This is a genomic window from Bordetella genomosp. 13 (assembly GCF_007679965.1).
GTDB lineage: Bacteria > Pseudomonadota > Gammaproteobacteria > Burkholderiales > Burkholderiaceae_B > Bordetella.
Genome location: NZ_VEHL01000001.1, coordinates 622,383 through 639,912 on the forward strand (window position 1 = coordinate 622,383; position 17,530 = coordinate 639,912).

Consider the following 17,530-nt stretch of genomic DNA (forward strand, 5'->3'; position numbering starts at 1 on the left):
AGCCGACCCGGGTCTCTGTCAATCACATAAAACGAATATGGCACTGGACAACAAAGTCGTCTGGTCGGAGGGCATGTTCCTGCGGCCGCAGCATTTCCAGCAGTTCGAACGCCACATCGAGGCGCTGCTGCGCCGGCGTACGCAGGCCTTGCAGGGTTTTTTCTGGGGCTTCTCGAGCCTGGAGATCGACCGCGACGCGCTGGCGCTGGGCAAGGTCGCGCTGATGCAGGCGGCAGGGGTGCTGCCCGACGGCACGCCGTTCGAGTTCGAGCGCGCCAAGGACGCGCCCGCCGCGCTGGAGGTCGACCCCGACGCGCGCGATGTGCGCGTGATGCTGGCGCTGCCGCGCCGCCGTCCGGGCGCCGTCGAGGTCATCTACGAGGAAGGCCAGGACAGCTTGGCGCGCTTCGAGGTGCACGAGGGCGAGATCGAGGACTCCGGCGCCGTGGGCATGGAGGCCGCGCTGGTGCAGATGGGCCGCCTGCGCCTGCGCCTGATGCTGGAGACGGACCTGGGCGACGAGTGGATCGGCGTGGGCGTGGCCCGCGTCATCGAGCGCCGCGCCGACAACCGCGTGCTGCTGGACGACCGCTACATCCCGCCCTGGCTGGAATCCGCGCTGCAGCCCGCCCTGCGCACGTTCACCAACGAACTCTACGGCCTGCTGGACGCGCGCAGCGAAGTGCTGGCGCAGCGCCTGACGCAGCCCGGCCGCGGCGGCGTGTCCGAAGTGGCCGACTTCATGCTGCTCGAAACCGTCAACCGCTACGTGGGCGCGTTGTGGCACGCCCGCCAGGTGCCCAACATGCACCCCGAGCGGCTGTTCCACGACTGGCTGATGCTGGCCAGCGACCTGGCCACCTACACCAGCGCGCAGCGCCGTCCCGAGGTGCTGCCGGCCTACGAGCACGACGACCTGCAATCCACTTTCGAGCCGCTGATGGCCGAGCTGCGCCGCTCGCTGTCCGCCGTGCTGGAGCAACACGCCATCCAGATTCCGCTGCACGACCGCGGCCAGGGCGTGCGCACCGCGCAGATCTCCGATGCCGAGCTGCTGCGCACCGCGGGCTTCGTGCTGGCCGTGCACGCCGACATGCCGGCCGAGACCATGCGCTCGCGCTTCCCCTCGCAGGTCAAGATCGGCCCGGTGGACCGCATCCGCGACCTGGTCCACCTGCAACTGCCGGGCGTCACCGTCCGCGCCCTGCCGGTGGCGCCGCGGCAGATTCCATACAGCGCGGGCTACGTGTACTTCGAGCTCGACAAGAACGGCGACTTCTGGAAGCAGCTCGAACGCACCGGCGCGATGGCCCTGCATCTGGCGGGCGAGTTCCCCGGCCTGGCAATGGAGTTCTGGGCGGTCCGCGACTAGCAGGAGATTCCACGCATGCACGCATCCGATCCTCCCTTTCCCGGCCTGCTGGACGAAGGCGCCGCGCCCGGCGGCGCGGCCAGCCGGCTGCGTCCGCACGAATACGTCATCAGCGGATCGAATCCGCTGGTGGCGGCGGCCAATCCCCTGCTGGACCTGATCCCGCAGATCCGCGCGACCCATTCGCACCCCTCGCCCGCGATGCTGCGCGAGCACCTGGTCGACGAAGTGCGCCAGTTCGAACTGCGCGCGCAACAGGCGGGCATCCCCAACGAGACCATCCTGGGCGCGCGCTACTGCCTGTGCACGGCCCTGGACGAAGCGGCCGCGCTGACGCCCTGGGGCGGCGGCGGCGTGTGGTCGGCGCACAGCCTGCTGGTGACGTTCCACAACGAGACCTGGGGCGGCGAGAAGTTTTTCCAGCTACTGGCCAAGCTGTCGCAGAACCCGGGCCATCACCTGGACCTGCTGGAGCTGCTGTACTACTGCCTGCTGCTGGGCTTCGAGGGCCGCTACCGCGTGGTGGACAACGGCCGCACGCAGCTGGAGACGCTGCGCCAGCGGCTGTTGCGCATCCTGCGCAGCGCGCGTGGCGAATACGCCCGCGCGCTGTCGCCGCACTGGCGCGATGCGCCGGCGCAGCAGGCGCTGCGCCGCCTGCCGGTGCCGCTGTGGGTGTTCGGCGCGCTGGCCGCGGTGCTGGCGCTGCTGGTGTTCTGGGGCCTGAACTGGAGCCTGGGCGGCCGGTCCGACGTGGTGTTCGCCGCGATCGGGCAGCTCAAGCCGCCCACCATGCAGATCGCGCCGCCCGCGGTGCGCCGTCCGGCGCCGTCGCCGCGCCTGGCCGTGTTCCTCGAACCCGAGATCCGCGAACAGCTGGTGGCGGTGCGCGACGAGGTCGACCGCAGCGTGATCGTGCTGCGCGGCGATGGCCTGTTCGAATCCGGCGCGGCCGTGGTGCGCGACCGCTACGTTCCCGTGCTGTCGCGCGTGGCCGACGCGCTGCGCCAGACGCAGGGCAACATCCTGATCCGCGGCTACAGCGACAACGTGCCCATCCGCACGGCGCGCTATCCGTCCAACTGGCACCTCTCGCAGGCGCGCGCGGACGTGGTCAAGGACATCCTGGAAGAACGCCTGGGCCAGGCGGGACGCGTGCGTGCCGAGGGCCGTGGCGATGCCGACCCCATCGCGCCCAACGACACGGCGGCCGGCCGTTCGGCCAACCGTCGCGTGGAGATCACGCTGATGGTGCCGCCCGTGCCGCATGAAGCTACTCCGGAAGGAGCCCGACAATGATGTATCGCATCTTCGGCTGGCTCTTCAGCCGTGGCTTGTGGAATTTCTTCGGCATCGTGGCGCTGGCGCTGCTGGTGTGGATCGCCGGCCCGCTGCTGGCCATCGGCGCGCAGCGCCCGCTGGAAAGCGAGACGGCGCGCATCATCGTCATCGTCATCCTGTTCGCCATCTGGCTGCTGCGCCTGCTGTGGCGCAAGTGGCGCGAGGGACGCCTGAACGCGCAACTGCTGGGCCAGCTGCGCCGCCCGTCGAAAAAGAAGGACGAGACGGAGGCCGAGGCCCCGCAATCCGACATCCGCGAGCTGGAAAGCCGTTTCGACGAAGCCGTCGAGCTGCTGCGCAAGACCCGTTTCGACGGACAGAAGCGCCGCTTTTCGTTCGACCGCTATTCGCGCCAGTACCTGTACCAGCTGCCCTGGTACGTGATCATCGGCGCGCCTGGCTCGGGCAAGACCACCGCGCTGGTCAACTCGGGCCTGAACTTCCCGCTGGCCGACCGCTTCGGCAAGGCCGCGCTGCGCGGCGTGGGAGGCACGCGCAACTGCGACTGGTGGTTCACCGACGACGCGGTGCTGCTGGATACGGCCGGCCGCTACACCACCCACGAAAGCGATCCCACCGGCGACGAGGAAGAGTGGAAGGGCTTCCTGGGCCTGCTGTCGCGCTTCCGCGGCAGGCAGCCCATCAACGGCGCGATGCTGACCATCAGCATCGAAGACCTGCTGGCCGCCTCCGAGGCCGAACGCGCGCAGCATGCCGCCGTGCTGCGCCGCCGCCTGCAGGAGCTGCGCGAGCAGCTGGGCATCAACTTCCCGGTCTACGTGCTGGTCACCAAGGTCGATCTGCTGCAGGGCTTCGAGCAGTACTTCGCGTCGTTCAGCCGCGAAGACCTGGAGCAGGTGTGGGGCTTCACGCTGCCCTACGCGCGCAGCCAGGAACAGGACTTCGACCTGTACGAGGCCTTCCACGCCGAATACCGCCTGCTGCAGCGGCGCCTGGACGACGCCTTGCCCGAAGTGCTGGCGGCCGAGACGGAAGAGTCGCGCCGCGCGCTGGCCTATCTGCTGCCACAGCAGTTCGCCGGCCTGCAATCGGTGCTGGGCCATTTCCTGAGCGATGTGTTCGCCACTTCGCGCTTCGAGGCGCGCCTGATGCCGCGCGGGGTGTACTTCACCAGCGGCACGCAGGGCGGCGAGACCTTCGACCAGGTCACGGGCCACCTGAAGCGCTACCTGCGCATCGAGGGCGGACTGGCGCCGGCCACGCCCGACTCCGAAGAGGGCCGCAGCTTCTTCCTGAAGGACCTGCTGCAGAACGTGATCTTCCGCGAGGCTGGCCTGGCGGGCCGGAACCTGCGCTGGGAGCGCCGCTACCGCCGCCTGCACTGGGCCGGCTATGCTGCCATCGCGCTGGCCTTCGTGGGACTGACGGCCGGATGGCTGATCAGCTACGGCAACAACTCGCGCTACCTGGACGAGGTCGACCGCCGCGTGCCGACGGTGGAGAAGCTGGGCCGCGAGATCAAGATCACCAAGGCGGGGGACGTGCTGGGACTGATGCCGTTCCTGGACAGCCTGTGGTATCTGCCGCGCCATGCCAACTTCGAGATCGACTCGCCGCCCTGGAGCTACCGCTTCGGCCTGTACCAGGGCGAGAAGATGAATTCGGCGGTGCAGGGTGTTTATCGCGACGCGCTGGACACGGTGCTGCTGCCGCAGGTGGCGCGCCGCATCGAGGCCGCGCTGCGCTCGGCCAAGGCGGACGACCTGGAATACAGCTACGAGGCGCTGCGCGCCTACCTGATGCTGTACGAGGCCGACCACTACGATGCCGAGTTCATGCACGCCTGGCTGCTGTCCGACATGCAGCACACGCTGCCCGAGGGCTACACGCGCCGCCAATACGACCTGCTGTCGCTGCACCTGCGCAACCTGGTACAGGGCCGCGTGCTGTCCTCGCCGTTCCCGCGCGACGAGGAACTGGTCAAGCAGGCGCGCGAACAGCTGGCGCGCTACACGCTGGCGCAGCGCGCCTACAGCCGCTTGCGCCGCATGCTGGCCGGCGGCGAGACCGCGCCGGACACCACCGCCGTCACGCTGGGCGGACCGCAGGCCAACGCGGTGTTCACGCGCAAGAGCGGCAAGCCGCTGAACCAGGGCATCGCATCGCTGTTCACCTATCGCGGCTACTGGGACGTGTTCAATCCGCGCGTGACGCGCGTGGCCGAGCTGCTGCGCAAGGACGACGCCTGGGTGCTGGACATTCCGCCGCCGGGCCTGCTGGACCAGGCCTCGCAGCAACAGCTGATCGTCGACATCAAGCGCCTGTACCTGAACGACTACGTGGCGCAGTGGGACGGCTACCTGAACGACCTGACGCTGGCGCCGCGCAGCTCGCTGATGCAGAGCATCCAGCTGGCCCGCACGCTGTCCGCGCCGGACTCGCCGCTGGTGCAGCTGGTGAACGGCGTGGCGCGCGAGACCACGCTGCTGCGCGACACCAACAACGAGCGCACGCTGGCCGATGCCGCGCGCGAACGGGTCAGCAGCACGCGCGATGCCCTGGAGCAGATGTTCGGCCCCACAGGCCCCAATGCCGCCACCCGCGCCGACGCCACCGAAGGCAAGCTGGAACGCATCGTGGACGAGCACTTCGAGCCGTGGCGCCGCCTGGCCCGCAGCGAAGGGCAGGGCCAGCAGGCGCCCATCGCGGCCACCACCAGCCTGCTCAACGAGCTGTACACGTACCTGACGGCCGCCGATGCCGCGCTGCGCAGCGCCAGCCCGGCGCCCGCGTCCGACGTGGTCACCAAGATGCGCGCCGAGGCCGGCCGCATGCCGGGGCCCTTGCGCGGGGTGCTGGACGACCTGTCGACGGGAGCGTCCAACGAGGTGTCGGGCGTGACGCGCGAGCGCCTGGGCGAGAATTCGTACGCCACCATCGGGCTGTTCTGCCGCCAGGCCATCGCGGGCCGCTACCCGTTCTCGTCGAACTCCGACAAGGACGTGGCGCCCAACGACATGGCGCGCCTGTTCGCCCCTAATGGCATGATGGACGAATTCTTCCAGAAGAACCTGATCAGCGAGATCGACGTGTCGGGTTCGCGCTGGCGCTTCAAGCCGGGCATCGATGGCACGCCCGGCAAGAACTCGGCGCTGCTGGATTCTTTCCAGCGCGGCGCGGCCATCCGCGACGCGTATTTCATGGCGGGCAGCCCGACGCCGTCCTATCGGGTCTCGATCCGTCCGGTCGAGATGGATCCCGCCATCACGCAGTTCCTGATGGACGTCGACGGACAGACTGTCCGCTACACCCATGGCCCGCAAGTGGCCACCACGGTGCAGTGGCCGGGTCCGCGCGGCACCAATCAGGTTCGTATCGAACTGGCGCCGCAAGTCGGCACCGCGGGGCTGGTCAGCAGCGGCCCCTGGGCGCTGAACCGGATGCTGGACAAGGCATCCCTGCAGCGCGGTCCTTCACCGGAGATCACCATGGCCACTTTCAACATCGGAGGGCGCAAGATCGTCCTGGAAATCCGCGCTGGCAGCGTGAAGAGTCCTTTCCACCTTCCCGAAATGCAGGGGTTCTCGTGCCCCGGCCGTTCGTGACGGGGGCCCGGACCATGCGCGGCAACGGAGAGAACGGAGACAGCGTGGGCTGGTACGGCAAGATGCCGGCGGCGGGCGATTTCGTGCACCGGCGGCTGCCGCGGGGCCTGATCGCGTGGTGGGACAAGTGGCTGCAGTACGGCCTGGCCGCGCTGCGCAATTCCATCGACGACGGCGCCGAGCGGGCCTACCTCACCGCGCCCATCTGGAATTTCGCGATTCCCGCCGGGCCGGGCGCGGGCGCGGTGCTGTTGGGCAGCATCGCCCCGAGCCGCGACCGCGTGGGCCGTTCGTATCCGTTGTGCGCGATGTACGCGTTGCCCGCCGACGCCTTCCAGCCCGCCTATCTGGAAGAGGGCGGCGACTACTATCGCCAGCTGGGCGCGGGCTTGCTGAGCGCCACGCGCAACGGCTGCAGCGCCGATCATCTGGACCGCACGCTGCTGGGCGTGGAGATTCCCGCCCGCAAGCTGGCCGCCGCGTCCGCCGCGCCGGTCTCCGCCGCCTCGTCTGCCGGCAGCGACATCCTGGACATCCTGAATGCAGGTGTGCCGAGCGCCGCGCCGGCGGCGCCTGCGGCGCCGGCCTACGACACGCGCGCGCTGGCCGCCTGGCCGGACCTGCCTTTCTGCTTCAATCCCAGTTCGCACACCAGCTACTGGTGGACCAATCAAGCCGATGGCGCGGCCCTGCAGACCTACGTGCACGGCGGCGCATTGAATGCCACCCTGTTCCTGCGCCTGTTCTCGTCGCCCTCGACGTGGCGCCTGTGAGGCCCCTTTGCCCGGAGCCCTTATGCATCCTTCCCAAGCCGGCGCCCACGGGCGCGACTTCGATACGGCGGCCAACGCGCCGCAGCCCCTCCGCAGCCTGCCCGAGTTCGCGCGCGGCGGCATGCCGGCCGAACGCGTCGGCCGCGTGCTGGCCGACCTGATCGCCGAGCTGTCGCCGCTGCATGCCGGCTGGCGCGTGCATGGCGGCATCGCGCTGGACGCCGTGGGCGTGGACGCCGATGGCCGCGCGCATCTGCTGGCCGGTCCGGCGACGCCCGCCGCCAATGCCGAATCCGTCGCACGCGCGCCTGGCTACGCCGCGTTCGAGCAGTACACGGACGATCCGCAGCATCCCTGCGGGCCCTGGACCGACATCTATGCGCTGAGCGCGTTGGGCTACGCGCTGGCGACAGGCGAGCCGCCGCCGCCAGCCCTGCAGCGCTGCGTGCGCGACGACTACGTGCCGCTGGCGCGGCGTATGCCGGACCCCGCCGCGGCGGGCTTCGCGCAGGCCATCGACGCAGGCCTGGCAATGGATCACCGCGTGCGGCCGGGCACGCTGGATACGCTGCTGCAGCGCCTGGGTGCGCAAGCCACGCCGGCCGTGCCCGTGGCGCCGTTGCCGACCGCCGTGGCCGAGCCGGCCATGCCGCCGGTGGCGCCGCCGCCGATGGCCGCACCGGTTGCACCGGTGGCTCCTGCCACGGTCGCCACGCCCGTGCCGGCCGCACCGATCGCGCCGATGGCCGCGCCCGTCGCGGCGCCGGCGGCCGCTCCCGTGCCCGCGCCGCTCGCCGCGGCGCCCGTGCCACCCGCCCCGGTGCCGATGCCGCCCGTGCCCGTGCCGCCGTCTCCGGCCGTGGCACCGGTGTCCGCGGCGCCGGTCGAAGTGATCGCGCCCGCGCCGATACCCGTTGCTCCCGCGCCTATCCCGGCCGTGGCTCCCGCCCCTATCCCGGCTGCGCCGGTCCGGGCGCCGGCCGCCGCGCCCGAGCCGTTCCCGGAGCCCATCCCGGAACCGATTCCCGAGCCGATCCCCGAACCCATCCCCGAGCCGGCCCCGGTGGCGGCCGCTGCCGTCGCGGCCGAGGCCGCGCCTCGTACGCAGGCCGAGGATGTGCACGATGCACGCGGGACGCAGTCGGCCAAGCTGGCCCAGCGCTCGTCGCCGCCGTCGCGGGTGTCGTGGGTGATGGTGCTGGTGGTGCTGGTCGTCATCGGCTGCGCCGTGTTCTTCTGGATGCGCATGCAGGGCAGCGAAACGCCGCTGCGGGCCGGTGTAGGCGGCGGCAGCTCCGCGCCGGTCCAGACCGGCAATCCCCCGCGCTCGCTGACCGACAGCACGCCGCCGCAGCCTCCGCAACCGCGCTCTTCGCAACCCACGCCCAGCGGCGCTGCGCCCCAGGCCGGCGCGGCCGGCTCGACGGCGCCGTCGGCCGGCGGCCAGGCGCCCACGGGCGGCACGCCCGCCGATCCCTACGCGGCCAACGGGTCGACTGCCTTGCCGCAGGGCAGCCGGGTGCCGCCGCCGTCATCGACGGCCACGCCCGGTGCCACGGGCGGCGTTCCGCCGATGACGGCGCAGCCGGGTTCTTCCGGCAGCGGCGCGACCGCCGCCATCAACCCGGGAGTCTCCACTCCGGGAGCCCCCACTCCCGGCGCTTCCGTCGTCGACGGCACCCTGTCCTCGCCCAGCAGCGGCGCGACCCAACCGGGCACCGTCCCGTCGGCGGCCAGCGGTGTGCCGGGCACGGTGCAGCCGACCACCGGCACGGCCAACGGCAGCGCGACCGATCCGTCCGGCGTGGCCACGGCCACCACGGACGCGTTGGCGGCCGCGGCGGCCGATACGCCGCCCAAGCCCGCCACCGGCACCGTCAACCTGAACATCGCGCCGTGGGGCGAGGTGCTGGTGGATGGCCGCTCGCGCGGCGTCAGCCCGCCGCTGCGCTCGCTGTCGCTGCCGGCCGGCAGGCACACCATCACGGTGCGCAACCCCGCGTCGTCGGATTATTCGGTGTCTGTGGACCTGACCGATGGCCGCAGCGCCTCGGTGTCGCACAGGTTCGAGTGACTGGAAAAGCGGCGGACGAATCGATCGTCCGCCGCGTGCCGAACATGCGATGTTCGTCGCACCGATCGACGCGTGAGGCATCGGCCTTTCTATGCGGGCCGTCCCCGGCGCCCGTGGCCCTCAGTCCGCCACGCGCTTGGAGTTCGACACGTAGCGCGTGCGGCTGATGGGCGAGGTGTAGTAATCCTCGTCCAGGAAGTGCAGCAGGCGGCGCAAGGCCGTCTTGTTGTCGGGCAGCACGATGCGCTTTTTCGCATCCACTTGCACCGTCAGGTCGAACTCCTGCGCCGCCGCGGCGATCTGCTGCGTGCTGTAGTTCTCGAGCAGGCCCGATTGCAGGATCAGGGCGATCTTCTTGCGCACCAGCGTGCCGGCCCCTTCCAGGAAGGCGTCCGGATCCTCGACGGCGATCTTCGCGTGCGTGGCGAAGCGCTGCACGTCTTCGTTGGTGGCTTCGTTGAACTGCGCGCTGAGGTCGAACACCTGCCGCAGGAAATGGAAGCTCTGGAAGCGCAGCGTGTCGCCGTCCAGCACCGCCAGCAGCTTGGTGTCCAGCGTCAGGCCGTCCTGCTCCATCCTGCGGAACGTATTGCCCGAATAGAGAATGGCCAGGCCGCGGTTGGAGATCAGCCGGCGGCGCTCGAAACGCTGGATCAGCACGCGCTCGGCGCCGCGTGCGCCCACCCCGCTGAACAGGGCGCGCACGCCGTCCAGCGCGTGCCGGGCCGGGTCGTAGGCCTCGACCGACACCGGATGGGCCACCGCGTCGCGCAGCGCGGCCGCCTCGTGAAAGCCGTCGATGGACAGCAGCTCGCCCTCGTCCGGCGCGTAGCGGCCGTCGAAGGGGATCGTGTCCACGATGCCCGTCTCGAAAGCCGCGAGCTGTTCGGTGAACAGCCTGCGTATGTCTTCCTGCAGGGCCGCCGTCAACACCAGTCGCAGAATGCGCGACCCGGGCAGGCTGGTCAGTGCGAAAAGGCTCATGGAGAGGCTCCGGGCGGGCGGCGGGCTTCGAGCACGCCGTATTCGCCGATCTGGACGACGTGGCCGATGGACTTCAGGTTGGTGATCTCCCGCCGCGTGATCAGCAGGTACGTGATGCCGCCCTGCGCGTCGGCCTCGTAGAAGTGGAAGCCCAGCAGGCCCAGCACGGGATTGACCTGCAGCGTGTGCGTGCTCCACAGAACGAACACCAGCAGCAGCATGGCGAACAGCCAGCCATCCAGGCTGGGCGCCGTGCCGGGCGGGGTGCGGAAGATCAGCGGCAGGGCATAGGCGATGAAGAACGCCAGCACCTCTTTGTCGGCGCTCTTGGCCTTGACGATGGTGATGGGCAGCGGCTCCAGCCGCCTGCTGGCCAGCGCGATGATGGACCATGCCAGGCCGCCCAGCGCCAGGCAGCCGGCAAGCGCCAGCGCGGCCCACAGGAACTGCTGCTGGCGCGCGTACAGATAAGCCAGGGGGATGGACAGCGGCGCGACCGCGGTCAGCGCCAGCAGAATGCGGACGAGCCTATTGAGCATGGTGCCGTCCGTCGGGCGGAGGGAAAGCGCGCGGCATGGGTCGTCCAGGGAAATGGGGACTCCGTATGCTACCGCGCCGCGGTTGGCCCGGCATGTCGCGAGCGCTGGCAACGCCGCGCGGCCGACCGCCGCAGCGCTGGCGCGTGCGCCGCCCGCCCGCAATGGCGCGTCAGGCGTTCAGCCGCTCGTGCGCCTGCTGCATCAGCGCTTCCAGCGTGCTCATGGGCACCGGCTTGGAAAGCGACGACACGCCGTCGGGCAGGCCGCCGCGGTCGAGGATGTCCTCGGGGGTCAGCGCCGAGATGACGTAGAGCGCGGCGTCGCGCGACTCGGGCGCTTCCTTCAGCGCGCGGATCATGCGAAAGCCGTCCAAGCCGGGCAGGTTCAGGTCCGCGATGATGACGTGCGGGCGGAACTGGCCGATGCGCACCAGGCCGCTGAACCCGTCGCCGGCCATCTTAAGCTCCAGCGGGAAGGGCAGGCTGTTCAGCGTCAGCTCGTACATGGTCTGCAGGTGCACGTCGTCCTCGACCACCACCACGCGCAGCGGGCCGCCGTCGCCGGGGGCGGGCTGGCCGGCTTCTTCGGCCCGGCGGCGCAGCAGGTCGTCCACCGAGGTGCGCACGATGCGCCGGTGTCCGCCTTCGGTTTTCCAGGCCTGCAGCAGGCCGGCTTCGACCCACAGCTGGACCGTGCGCACGGATACGCCGATGAGCTCCGCGGCGGCTTTGGTGGTGAGGAATTCCGGTTCGTTCACGGACAGATACCGCCTTAAGGGTGTGCGCGTCGGGAAAAGGCAACCCCAAGCGCCTTCGGAACGGAAGACTACGCTAATTCTGTTGCGTACAGGATTTGCGCATATTATCATTTTTTCGTCTTTTGCAGAATTTATTCGCAAATATGAAACAGCGTGTGGGCGCAGAGGACATCGCCCCTTGCGCACTTTCACGAACACCATGAAGCTCCTGGAACTGAAAGATCGACGTGGCCACGCGCCGCACGCCAGCCTGGCTCACGCCCGCCAGGCCGGGGTGCGCGCGTCCGGCTGGCGCGGTCCGCTGAAGGAGTGGAATTTGGATCTGCTGACGCGCATGGCCATGCGCAGGTTGCCGGACTACCTGCCCGGCCTGCTGCTGATCGCGGCGATGTGGTCCTGCCTGGCCATGTGGATCTCGTGGGACCGGGGCACCGAGTTGCAGGCGGCGCGCGCCGCGGCGACCACCCTGACGGAGACGCTGGCGGCGCATTCGCGCCAGGTGCTGGGCGAGGCCGACCGGCTGTCCGCGCTGCTGGCGCGCGAGGTGCGCCGCCAGGGCCCGGCCATGGACCTGGCCGCGCTGACCGAGCAGGGCCTGATCGCGCCGGAGGTGGTGCAGCGCATCGCCATCACCGATGCGCAGGGCGAAGTGCGCGCCTCGACGCAGGCCGGGCAGGTGGGCACCAGCATGGCGGGCCGCGACGCCGTGCGCGCGCAGCTCGATGCCGCGCGCCGCACGCACGGCCTGTACGTCGGCAAGCCCGATGCCGAGCCCGCCGGCACCGCGCCCGCCATCCAGCTGTCGCGCGCCGTGACGGATGCGAACGGCGTCCTGGTCGGCGTGGTGTCCATGACGCTGGACCCGGTCTATTTCGCCGGCCTGTACCGGCTGCTGCGCATCGGGCCGCAAGGCATGGTCACGATCTTCGGCACCGACGACTACGTCGTGCGCACGCGCCGCACGCTGTCAGCCGAGGCGCAGGGCGAAGCCCTGGCCGCCGGCAGCCTGCTGCGCGCCGCCGTGGCCAATGCGTCGCAGGGCACGTTCCGCGCCACCAGTCCCATCGACGGGGTCGAGCGCCTGTCCAGCTACCAGGTGCTGTCGCCGTACCCGCTGGTGGTCGTGGTGGGCTACGCGACGGACGAGTATCTCGAGGCCTTCCGCCGCCGCCGCGATCTGCTGATCCTGGCCGGCCTGTTCATGACCGCGCTGATCGTGACGTCCGAGCTGCGGCGTGTCGCGCTGTGGCGCCGGCTGGCCGACTCCGCGCTGCGCGAGCGCGGCGCGACGGAGCAGCAGGCCGAGAAGGCCGCCAGGCTGCAGGCCCTGTTCAAGGCCATTCCGGACGCCGCCATCGCGTTCTCGGACGGCGTGGTCGACAGCGTGAATCCGCGCCTGGGCCTGCTGCTGGGCGAGGGCGATGCCGAGCGCGCGCAATGGACGCCCGAGCGCCTGGCCGAACTGTTTTTCGCCAACGACCTCTCGGAAGATCGCGACGCCAAGCAGCGCGACCTGGCCGCGGCGCTGGCGGGCGCCGAACCGGGCGCCAGCCGGCGCCGCGTGTACACGCTCAGCACGCCGCGCATCTCGGTGTTCGAATTCCGCATCGAGGCCCTGCAGGCGCCGTACGCGGGCATGGTGGCGCTGGTGCGCGACATCACCGCGCAGACCCAGGTCGACCGCATGAAAAGCGAGTTCGTGTCCACGGCCGCGCACGAGCTGCGCACGCCCACCGCGGGCATCCTGGGCCTGTCCGAGCTGCTGGCCGCCGACCGCGTGCCCGAGGCGCGCAAGCAGTCGCTGTACGTGATGATCCGCAACCAGGCGCAGTCGCTGTCCACGCTGGTGGCCGACCTGCTGGACCTGGCGCGCATCGAGGCGCGCGCCGACAAGGATTTCAACATGACCGAGTTCCGCCTCGCGGATGCCGTGGACAGCGCCGCGGACCGCCTGCCCGGCCTGCGCGAGCGGCTGCTGCGCGAAGGCGGCGATGCGAGCGTGCGCATCCGCGGCGACTTCCAGCGGATCGAATCGGTGGTGCGCAATCTGCTGGAGAACTGCGTGAAGTATTCGGCTGCCGGCACGCCGATCACGGTGGGCGTGCGCGCGGCGGACGGCATTGCCGAGATCCGGGTGTCCGACCAGGGTATCGGCATCGGAAAGGAAGACCAGGCGCGGGTCTTCGACAAGTTCTACCGCGTCGACAAGAACGGCGCGATCCCGGGCACGGGATTGGGTTTGGCAATGGTCAAGGAAATCGTCCAGCTGCACGCTGGCACGGTCCGGCTGGAGTCGCGGCTGGGTGTCGGGACGACGGTGATCGTCTCGATGCCCGCGCTGGGATAGGCACGCAGCGGGCTGACAAGAAAGAAAGGCAAGGAGCGGTCCATGGCGATGGCATCGATGCGATATGGCGGCGGCTCGTCCGCGCGCCGGCTGTTCCGTTCGGGCGTGCATTCCGCGCTGGGCGTGCGCACGATGCAGCGCATCCTGAACGTGGCCACGGGCCTGATCCTGCTGGTGGCCATCTCGGCCACGGCCGCCTTCCTGCACTATGACCGCAGCGCCACCTGGGAGCGCGTGGCCACCGCCACCAACAACCTGGCGATGATCCTCGAGGCCGACATCTCGCGCACCATCCGCGTGTACGACCTGTCGCTGCTGGGCGTGATCGAGGGCCTGGCGCAGCCGGGGCTGGGCAAGCTCAGTCCCGACATGGCGCACCGGCTGCTGTTCGACCGCGCCGCCATGGCCGATTACCTGGGCTCGATCCTGGTGCTGGACACGCGAGGCAACATCATGCGCGACTCGCGTTCGCCCCAGGCACGCAAGGGCAATTTCTCGGACCGCGATTATTTCCGCGTGCACCAGGAGCGCGCCGACGTCGAGCTGTACATCAGCAATCCGTACCGCAGCCGCCTGCGCAAGGAAGACCCCAGCATCGCCATCAGCCGGCGCCTGCAGAATGCCGACGGCTCGTTCGCCGGCGTGGTCATGGGCGCCTTGCGGCTGGCTTATTTCGACGAGCGCTTCGGCCAGATCGCGCTGGGGCCGAACGACACCATTTCGCTGCTGCGCGACGATGGCCTGGTGCTGCGCCAACGCTGCGGCGAGCCCTGCGGGCAGCAGGCCAGCACCGTGACCCCCGCGCTGATGGCGCGTTATCAGGCGTCCGTCCATGGCGGCTTCGTGGATGCCAGCGACGGCGTCGAGCGCTACTACAGCTACGTGCGCGTGGCCGACCTGCCGCTGATCGTCAGCATCTCGTCGCCCGTGGACGACATGATGCTGCCCTGGCGGCATCGCGCCTGGTTCACCGGCCCGTCCACCGTGGCGTTCTGCGCCGCCGTGCTGATGCTGATGATGTTCTTCCGTGGCGTGCTGCGCCAGGGACGTTCGGAAACCGCGCAGCTGACCGCGCTGGCGCAGACCGACGGGCTGACCGGCCTGTCGAACCGCCGCGCCTTCGACGCCGCGCTGCGCAAGGCCTGGGACGAGGCCGCATTGCTGGATCGCCCGCTGTCGCTGCTGTTCATCGATGCCGACAACTTCAAGAACTTCAACGACCTGTACGGGCATCCGGCCGGCGACGACCTGCTGCGCCGGCTGGGCCAGATGGCGCGCAAGTCGGCGCGTCGCCCGACCGACGTGGTCGCCCGGTATGGCGGCGAGGAATTCGTGGTGCTGCTGCCCGACACCGGCCTGCGCCCCGCGTGCCGCATCGCCGAGGACATCCGGCAGGCCGTCGAGCAATTGCGCATCCGCAACGGCGGCGGCACCGTCACGGTCAGCGTGGGCGTGACGGCGATGCGGCCCGCGTCCGGCGTGGGGCCGGAAGACCTGGTGGCGCGTGCCGACCAGGCCCTTTACGCGGCCAAGTCCGGCGGCCGCAACCAGGTGCGCGCCGAACCGCCTGCGGAAGAGGCGGATACATCCGGTCTTGCCGCGACAACGCCCGGTAATCCCTAGGGTTTACAGTTGAGGCTGCTGTCGCAACAGGAGCCTTGCCCATGTCCATCGCCACGTATACCCGCGCCGCCGCGCCCGCGCTGCTGGCCTGCGGCGCCGCCATGCTGCTGTCCGCCTGCGCCGGCAAGCCCGGCCAGGCGTCCACCGAACCGCAGGTGCAGGCCCGCGCGCAGGGGCCCGGCGCGGCCAATGCCGCCACCAGCGCCGATTCTCTGGCGCAAACCTCCTGGGAATTGGTGCGCTGGGCGCAGCCCGACGGGCAGACGCGCGCCGTCCCGCCGCGCGGCGCCGCCGGCGAGCCCGTGCACCTGACCTTCCTGGCTCAGGGCCGCCAGTACCGCGTGGTGGGCTTCTCGGGCTGCAACCGCTACAGCGGCGCGTATCTGCTGCAAGGCGGCACGCTGGCCATCCAGACGCCCGGCGCCACGCGCATGGCCTGCGCGCAGCCGGAACTGGCCGCCTTCGAGACAGCCTATCTGCGCGCCCTGTCGCAGGTGAAGACGTTCACGCTGGACAGCGGCGGCGCGCCGCGCCGCCTGGCGTTCAACCTGCAAAGCGGCGAAGTGCTCGATTTCGTGCGCCGCGCGGATCCGCCCACGCCGTAAGGCTTTCGTCCCGATCCGACTGCCATGCGCGGCCGGGCCGGTGCGAGCCGGGGCATGCTAGGGCGGCCTTGCCGCGGCTCTTGCCATCAGTCTCCGCGTGCTCCGGTCTTCCCCGCCTGCGGCTTGGGCGCCGCCTGCCGCGCGACGAGGGCGGCCGCCCGCCTACAATGCATGCTGCGCCGGCCGCCGTCTGGCCGGCGCAGGTTTTCCGGAGACCGCCATGCGCCCACCCCTCGCACGCCTGCTGCCGCTCGTCCTGCCCCTGGCATTGGCGGCCTGCGCTTCCCAGCCGCCCGCCGGCCGAGCCGCCACCTATGCGGCGGCCAGCCAGCACGACGTGCTGGTCCAGACCACCTGGGAACTGGCGCGCTGGACGCGTCCCGGCGCCCCGCTGCGGCCCGTGCCGCATGCCGGGTCCAACCAGCAGCCCATCACGATCAGCTTCATCCGCGAGCAGGGCCAGCCGCGCCTGTCGGGCTTCTCGGGCTGCAACACCTATTCCGGCCAGTACGTCCTGGCCAACGGCCTGCTGGTGGTGACCGACGCGCCGGTCAATTCGCGCATGGCCTGCCCGGACGCCGAGCGCGCCCGCCTCGAGCAGGATTACCTGGCCGCGCTGACCCGCATCACCGCCAGCCGCCTGGACAGCGACGTGCAGCCCAACCGGCTGACGCTGGTGCTGGACACGGGCGAGGTGCTCGATTTCGGCCGCCGCGCGGATCCCGTCGCGGGCGGACGGATGTGAAAGCAGCGGGCGTGGAAAAGACCGTGAAGGAAGCGGACCTGCAGGACCCGGCGGGCCGCGTGGCCAACATCGCGGCCTACAAATTCGTGACGCTGGACGACCTGCCGGCCCTGCGCGGCCAGATGCTGCAGCGCGCCGGCGATGCCGGCCTGAAGGGCACCGTCCTGCTTGCGCCCGAGGGCATCAACCTGTTCCTGGCGGGCACGGACGAAGGCATCCAGGGCTTCCTCGCCTGGCTGCGCGCGGACGCGCGCTTCGCCGACCTGGAAGCGAAGTTCAGTTGGTCCGGCGACGTGCCCTTCGGCAAGATGCTGGTGAAGATCAAGCGCGAGATCATCCGCATGGACCATCCCGCCATCCGGCCCGAGGCCGGCCGCGCGCCCGGCGTGGACGGTCCCACGCTGGCCCGCTGGCTGGCGCAGGGCCGCGACGATGCGGGCCGCGAACTGCTGCTGCTGGACACGCGCAATGCCTTCGAGGTGGACGTGGGCACGTTCGAGGGCGCGGTGGATTGGCGCATCGACCGCTTCACGCAGTTTCCCGCGGCGGTGCAGGCGCACATGGACCAACTGCGCGACAAGACCGTGGTCAGCTTCTGCACGGGCGGCATCCGCTGCGAGAAGGCCGCCATCTACATGGCCGAGGCCGGCGTGCCGCACGTGCTGCAGCTGGAAGGCGGCATCCTGAAGTACTTCGAACAGACCGGCGGGGTGGGCTTCAAGGGCCACTGCTTCGTGTTCGACGAACGCGTGGCGCTGGATCCGGCGCTGGCGCCGCAGGCCTGAGCGCCGCGCGGGCACCCCC

The 17,530-nt window shown here is 70.4% G+C and carries 13 protein-coding genes; 10 read left to right on the forward strand and 3 right to left on the reverse strand.

Annotated elements, in window-relative coordinates:
* Positions 1 to 37: 37 nt before the first annotated feature.
* From tssK to FS845_RS02985, 5 genes are read left to right on the forward strand one after another with little or no spacing between them, the layout of a single operon-like run.
* Positions 38 to 1,372, forward strand: a complete 1,335-nt coding sequence (gene tssK, locus FS845_RS02965; RefSeq protein ID WP_144630634.1) for a type VI secretion system baseplate subunit TssK — start codon at positions 38 to 40, stop codon at positions 1,370 to 1,372.
* A gap of 15 nt (positions 1,373 to 1,387) precedes the next feature.
* Positions 1,388 to 2,671, forward strand: a complete 1,284-nt coding sequence (locus tag FS845_RS02970) for a DotU family type VI secretion system protein (RefSeq protein WP_144630635.1) — start codon at positions 1,388 to 1,390, stop codon at positions 2,669 to 2,671.
* Positions 2,668 to 6,279, forward strand: coding sequence for a type VI secretion system membrane subunit TssM (gene tssM, locus FS845_RS02975; RefSeq protein WP_144630636.1), 3,612 nt, complete (start codon positions 2,668 to 2,670; stop codon positions 6,277 to 6,279). The genes FS845_RS02970 and tssM overlap by 4 nt, the downstream gene beginning before the upstream one ends.
* A 14-nt stretch (positions 6,280 to 6,293) precedes the next feature.
* The gene (gene tagF / locus FS845_RS02980; RefSeq protein ID WP_260986119.1) at positions 6,294 to 7,052 is read left to right on the forward strand and encodes a type VI secretion system-associated protein TagF; all 759 of its coding nucleotides are present in this window, start codon (positions 6,294 to 6,296) and stop codon (positions 7,050 to 7,052) included.
* 22 nt (positions 7,053 to 7,074) lie between these two features.
* A complete protein-coding gene (locus tag FS845_RS02985; RefSeq protein ID WP_144630637.1) occupies positions 7,075 to 9,126 on the forward strand; it encodes a hypothetical protein in 2,052 nt (683 codons plus the stop codon).
* Positions 9,127 to 9,246: 120 nt separating this feature from the next.
* On the opposite strand, the gene FS845_RS02990 is transcribed toward FS845_RS02985, so the two are convergent.
* The 3 genes from FS845_RS02990 to FS845_RS02995 all read right to left on the reverse strand — a co-directional run bounded on the left by FS845_RS02990 (position 9,247) and on the right by FS845_RS02995 (position 11,406).
* Positions 9,247 to 10,110, reverse strand: a complete 864-nt coding sequence (locus FS845_RS02990; RefSeq protein WP_186332133.1) for a Kiwa anti-phage protein KwaB-like domain-containing protein — start codon at positions 10,108 to 10,110, stop codon at positions 9,247 to 9,249.
* Positions 10,107 to 10,649 (reverse strand): hypothetical protein, encoded by a 543-nt coding sequence (locus FS845_RS26420; protein WP_186332134.1) that lies wholly within the window; start codon positions 10,647 to 10,649, stop codon positions 10,107 to 10,109. Before FS845_RS26420 ends, FS845_RS02990 begins: the two co-directional genes overlap by 4 nt.
* A 169-nt stretch (positions 10,650 to 10,818) precedes the next feature.
* A complete protein-coding gene (locus tag FS845_RS02995) occupies positions 10,819 to 11,406 on the reverse strand; it encodes an excisionase family DNA-binding protein (RefSeq protein WP_144630639.1) in 588 nt (195 codons plus the stop codon).
* A 178-nt stretch (positions 11,407 to 11,584) separates the two neighbouring features.
* Here FS845_RS02995 and FS845_RS03000 point away from each other — a divergent pair, with 178 nt between their 5' ends.
* The 5 genes from FS845_RS03000 to FS845_RS03020 all read left to right on the forward strand — a co-directional run bounded on the left by FS845_RS03000 (position 11,585) and on the right by FS845_RS03020 (position 17,511).
* Positions 11,585 to 13,753: an ATP-binding protein gene (locus tag FS845_RS03000; protein ID WP_144630640.1), complete on the forward strand. Its 2,169-nt coding sequence runs from the start codon at positions 11,585 to 11,587 to the stop codon at positions 13,751 to 13,753.
* Between the two features lie 42 nt (positions 13,754 to 13,795).
* Positions 13,796 to 15,376 carry a sensor domain-containing diguanylate cyclase gene (locus tag FS845_RS03005; RefSeq protein WP_144630641.1) on the forward strand — a complete coding sequence of 527 codons (1,581 nt, stop codon included), beginning with the start codon at positions 13,796 to 13,798 and terminating at the stop codon, positions 15,374 to 15,376.
* Between the two features lie 41 nt (positions 15,377 to 15,417).
* Positions 15,418 to 15,981, forward strand: coding sequence for an META domain-containing protein (locus tag FS845_RS03010; RefSeq protein ID WP_144630642.1), 564 nt, complete (start codon positions 15,418 to 15,420; stop codon positions 15,979 to 15,981).
* Positions 15,982 to 16,201: 220 nt separating this feature from the next.
* Entirely contained in the window at positions 16,202 to 16,726 is a 525-nt protein-coding gene (locus tag FS845_RS03015; RefSeq protein ID WP_144630643.1) for an META domain-containing protein, read from the forward strand.
* Between the two features lie 11 nt (positions 16,727 to 16,737).
* Complete coding sequence (locus tag FS845_RS03020; RefSeq protein ID WP_260986120.1) at positions 16,738 to 17,511, forward strand: sulfurtransferase; 774 nt, start codon at positions 16,738 to 16,740, stop codon at positions 17,509 to 17,511.
* Positions 17,512 to 17,530: the final 19 nt, after the last annotated feature.

Coding starts and splice junctions, on each gene's coding strand:
- tssK (WP_144630634.1), top strand. CDS start 38: ATGGCACTGGACAACAAAGTCGTCTGGTCGGAGGGCATGTTCCTGCGG.
- FS845_RS02970 (WP_144630635.1), top strand. CDS start 1,388: ATGCACGCATCCGATCCTCCCTTTCCCGGCCTGCTGGACGAAGGCGCC.
- tssM (WP_144630636.1), top strand. CDS start 2,668: ATGATGTATCGCATCTTCGGCTGGCTCTTCAGCCGTGGCTTGTGGAAT.
- tagF (WP_260986119.1), top strand. CDS start 6,294: ATGCGCGGCAACGGAGAGAACGGAGACAGCGTGGGCTGGTACGGCAAG.
- FS845_RS02985 (WP_144630637.1), top strand. CDS start 7,075: ATGCATCCTTCCCAAGCCGGCGCCCACGGGCGCGACTTCGATACGGCG.
- FS845_RS02990 (WP_186332133.1), bottom strand. CDS start 10,110: ATGAGCCTTTTCGCACTGACCAGCCTGCCCGGGTCGCGCATTCTGCGA.
- FS845_RS26420 (WP_186332134.1), bottom strand. CDS start 10,649: ATGCTCAATAGGCTCGTCCGCATTCTGCTGGCGCTGACCGCGGTCGCG.
- FS845_RS03005 (WP_144630641.1), top strand. CDS start 13,796: ATGGCGATGGCATCGATGCGATATGGCGGCGGCTCGTCCGCGCGCCGG.
- FS845_RS03010 (WP_144630642.1), top strand. CDS start 15,418: ATGTCCATCGCCACGTATACCCGCGCCGCCGCGCCCGCGCTGCTGGCC.
- FS845_RS03015 (WP_144630643.1), top strand. CDS start 16,202: ATGCGCCCACCCCTCGCACGCCTGCTGCCGCTCGTCCTGCCCCTGGCA.